General features: G+C 42.8%; 1 protein-coding gene. It reads right to left on the reverse strand.

Features of this window, described 5'->3' with window-relative positions; genetic code table 11:
• A partial coding sequence (locus tag E4T88_RS17250) for a cyclic nucleotide-binding domain-containing protein (RefSeq protein ID WP_135107545.1) occupies positions 1 to 358 on the reverse strand: 358 nt, incomplete at its 3' end.
• Between the last annotated feature and the right edge of the window lie 256 nt (positions 359 to 614).

Below are 614 nucleotides of genomic sequence, written 5' to 3' on the forward strand. Positions count from 1 at the left end.
CGCATACCTTTCCAGCTACTGGGATTTTTACTAAAACACCTTGCTCTTCTAGCCACTTAACGTACCTAGATATTGTTTGTCTACCAACACCAAGCAACGATGCTAAATGGGTTTGATCGGCAACAACCGCACCACAAGAGCCATCAATGTTTTCTGCAAGCATTGAATAAAGCTCTGCTGCCCCCGGATTCTTCCTGAAAAGCTCTCTGAGACGCTTCCAGCCTAAAGGGTATACTTGGGTGAAGTTTTGGTTTTTTTGCTCCTGTCGACGCTCTGAGGCGTTTTTACGGTCTTTATCTTCAAGATCTCTTTTTCTGATTTCCCGTTCTTTGTCCGTCACAACATTTTGAGTTTGCATAGACTATCTCTCCTGCGACACCATGTCGTTTGAAAGTAACATACAGTTGTCATTTTTTTGTGTCAACATGTCGCATTTGCACGACATGTTGGGTATATCTGTCGCATCCTATAGATGCGACAACGTTGTCGCCCCTAGGATGCGACAACACATTTATAAACCCATAATAAAAACAACAACATACAATTTTTTCCTTCTTATCTAAAAAGATCTCACAGCGAGCTGCGAGATCTCCAGGTAGCACCCTCCTTTCAGT

The sequence above is a fragment of the Dysgonomonas mossii genome, from assembly GCF_004569505.1.
GTDB lineage: Bacteria > Bacteroidota > Bacteroidia > Bacteroidales > Dysgonomonadaceae > Dysgonomonas.